Source organism: Exiguobacterium alkaliphilum 12/1, from assembly GCF_000714435.1.
Taxonomy (GTDB): Bacteria; Bacillota; Bacilli; order Exiguobacteriales; family Exiguobacteriaceae; genus Exiguobacterium; species Exiguobacterium alkaliphilum.
Map to the genome: position 1 here is coordinate 1 of NZ_JJMW01000007.1, position 2,760 is coordinate 2,760.

Consider the following 2,760-nt stretch of genomic DNA (forward strand, 5'->3'; position numbering starts at 1 on the left):
TCATCTGTCTACCTATTGGGGAGCATATCAGGATTGAAGTGAATTCTTTTTTTGAGAATATCTATTTTGCTGTTGAATAATCAGTCTATATTTACAAAAGATTCTAAATCAACAAATACGAATGCTTCTTCATAATTTTCATCATGAAGTTTAAATGCGTATCCAGAGTCCTTTTTTTGAATCAACTTCTCTACTTCCGCGACGTGTTCTTCTGAGACTTCAAATCGTTGTTGTATCCGATAAAAGTTAGCATAACGAGATTTTTCTCGCTCACTATTTGTTAACTCTTCCCCAGATATAGGAACAAACATAACCGGCTCAGGTACGTCCGAGACCTTTTCGAAAAGAGAAGTTGGAAGTTGAACACTCCAGTAAAACTGTTGCTCAGTAGAAGTGAATTTTGGACTTAGAATGTTATCTACTGAGAACGTTACGGTTGTGATCAATTCATTGTTTTCTACTTCTTTTTCGAAACTTATAAATGAAAATTGTTGAGCTACCATACTTTCGATGTATTCATTAATAGATACATACTGTGTTGTACCTGAAACATACTGGGTAGTTTGTTCAGTTTTCTCGTTAGACTTCTCCTTACCCAAAGAAGTACTCTTTGATGAATCGTTTTCGCTACATGATGCCAATACTAAAGCAATCGCTAAAACGTATAAAGCAACATATTTTTTCATATATCAGTATGCAAGATTCTCAGAGTAGCTGTAACGGCTATAGTCTGCAGAAACGGCTTTTGATCTTGATACCAAACCATTAGAGTATGTGACTAATTTTCCTGTGGTATCAACACCGATGCTACCATAAACTAATTTCCGCGTGGATTTTGGAGGAATATTAAAGGCGAATTTAGTTGATGTGGTGGTATCCGTCCCATAAGAAACCTCGGCTGTTACTTTTAGGCCATTTTGCAAAATTTTAAATTCTGTTTCACCTGTAAGAGTTCCAGTAGCAAATACACGACGAGAAACCTCATAGTTTACTGTGTCTACAAGAGACGATGTGTTTGTAGCAATATGCGTCCATTTTGGAAGCTTTACTAATGTATTAGTGAGTGTGGATTGATATACTGTTCCATCGTAAACTGGGGCATAAATAGGCACATCATTTTCTACTGCTGACACTGAATTAGGTACTCCTGATAAAATCGATGCGCTCAAAGCTAGTGAACCTAAGATTTTAATTGTTTTTGACTTAAACATTAAAAAACCTCCAATATTTTTTGTGAAAAATCTGGTGAAAATAAAAAATTCTAAAAATCATTGTCTCCTTTACATTAAAAATTTGACTTTTGAACTAAGACTTATTCAAAATATAGCATTTATTTACCATTTAAAATTTGGGATAATATGAGGTGGAGGAGATTAAATTGCATAAATATATCGGGAATATCATCCGATTTAATCGTATAAAAGCTAAGAAAACCCAACAAGAAGTCGCAGCAGGGATATGTTCTATCTCACATTTAAGCAAAATCGAAAAAGGAGTGTATCTACCTAATCAAGAAACATTGAATTTGCTTCTCGAAAGACTTGGGAAAAAAATTGATTTTGAGCAGGAGAGGCATAGTCAACTCTCAAAACTTATTGATGACTTTTATTATCACTGGTCTTACAGTGAAGTTAGTCAGATGAAGTTAACCATTGAAATGATGGAAAAGGAGGAGTCTCATTACATAGTAAGCGATTATTTGAATCGATACTTATTGGCTCAATTGGCCTATGAATTAAACGAAAAAAATTATGAAAAGGCTGAATCTCTTTTATACAACCTTGATAATTTAGAGATAATGTCCAATGCCGACATTAGTAAATTTGTCGTTTTAAAAATGTCGTTCTTGAATAAGTATAAAGATTCTAAGAAAGCTGCAGAATACGCTGAATCAAATGAAAATCTCATAGTGAGTGACGACAAAGCAGAATATTTTTACCAGAAAGGTCTCATTTACAGCTATAACATCAGTCCATCACTTTCTTTAATTCATATGAATAAAGCCTATGAATCTTTTGGTAAAGGGACGAATTTCACTAGAATGATAACTTGTAAGTCGGTTATGGCAATTAATTACTCAAGATTGGGTTTAATGAAAGAAGCAGAAAAAGAGTATATTGAGTTGTTGCGTATGCTATCAAAGTTCCGTAACGAAAATATGTTACACGAGACGCGATATAACTACGGTATCTTCTTGAAAAATGCAAATCGATATGACGAGGCACTTGTGGTGTTTAAGAGTTGCGAGCAATATTTTTCTACTAAAGAAGAACATCAATGTCTTTTGATTCTTGCTATGTGGGAAACCAAACTCCATTTAAACGATCTTCAAGAAGAAGAGATTCTAGAATTTACATCATCTTTCAAGAATAGTGCGTCAAAGTGTAAGCTTCATAAGAAATATTTGGTTTATGCCGATTTAATGATTCTAAAGAGTAAAAAAAATGAGAAAGAATATTATCGGTTACTTGAAACTAATTACTTAAGGTTAATCGAGAAAGAAAACTCTTATATTGAAATAAGAAAAAGATATTTGGAACTCTTAGATTATTATAAAAATAAAAATCATTCTAAATATCAGAAATTATTAGTAGAGTTTCATCAAAATGAAGAATCTATGGAGATGATCAGATGGTAAAAAAATATTGATTATCATGACAATTATGACAGTTTTCAGTTTTTCACCAAGTATAGATGCAAAAGGTAGCGTTAGTAATGGGTCACAAAATCACCTTCCTGAATTACTTGATCGTGTATCGC

Annotated in this window: 3 protein-coding genes; 1 reads left to right on the forward strand and 2 read right to left on the reverse strand. The window is 33.0% G+C overall.

Annotated features, from left to right (window positions below):
• Positions 1–80: 80 nt before the first annotated feature.
• Complete coding sequence (locus RT52_RS00160; protein WP_156028745.1) at positions 81–686, reverse strand: hypothetical protein; 606 nt, start codon at positions 684–686, stop codon at positions 81–83.
• Between the two features lie 3 nt (positions 687–689).
• Positions 690–1,211, reverse strand: coding sequence for a hypothetical protein (locus RT52_RS16290; RefSeq protein ID WP_156028746.1), 522 nt, complete (start codon positions 1,209–1,211; stop codon positions 690–692).
• 167 nt (positions 1,212–1,378) lie between these two features.
• On the opposite strand from RT52_RS16290, the gene RT52_RS00165 reads away from it, so the two are divergent.
• Positions 1,379–2,638, forward strand: coding sequence for a helix-turn-helix domain-containing protein (locus RT52_RS00165; protein ID WP_034814321.1), 1,260 nt, complete (start codon positions 1,379–1,381; stop codon positions 2,636–2,638).
• Positions 2,639–2,760: the final 122 nt, after the last annotated feature.

Bases quoted from the DNA above. Each gene is read 5' to 3' on its own strand.
- RT52_RS16290 (WP_156028746.1), bottom strand. From the start codon at position 1,211: ATGTTTAAGTCAAAAACAATTAAAATCTTAGGTTCACTAGCTTTGAGC.
- RT52_RS00160 (WP_156028745.1), bottom strand. From the start codon at position 686: ATGAAAAAATATGTTGCTTTATACGTTTTAGCGATTGCTTTAGTATTG.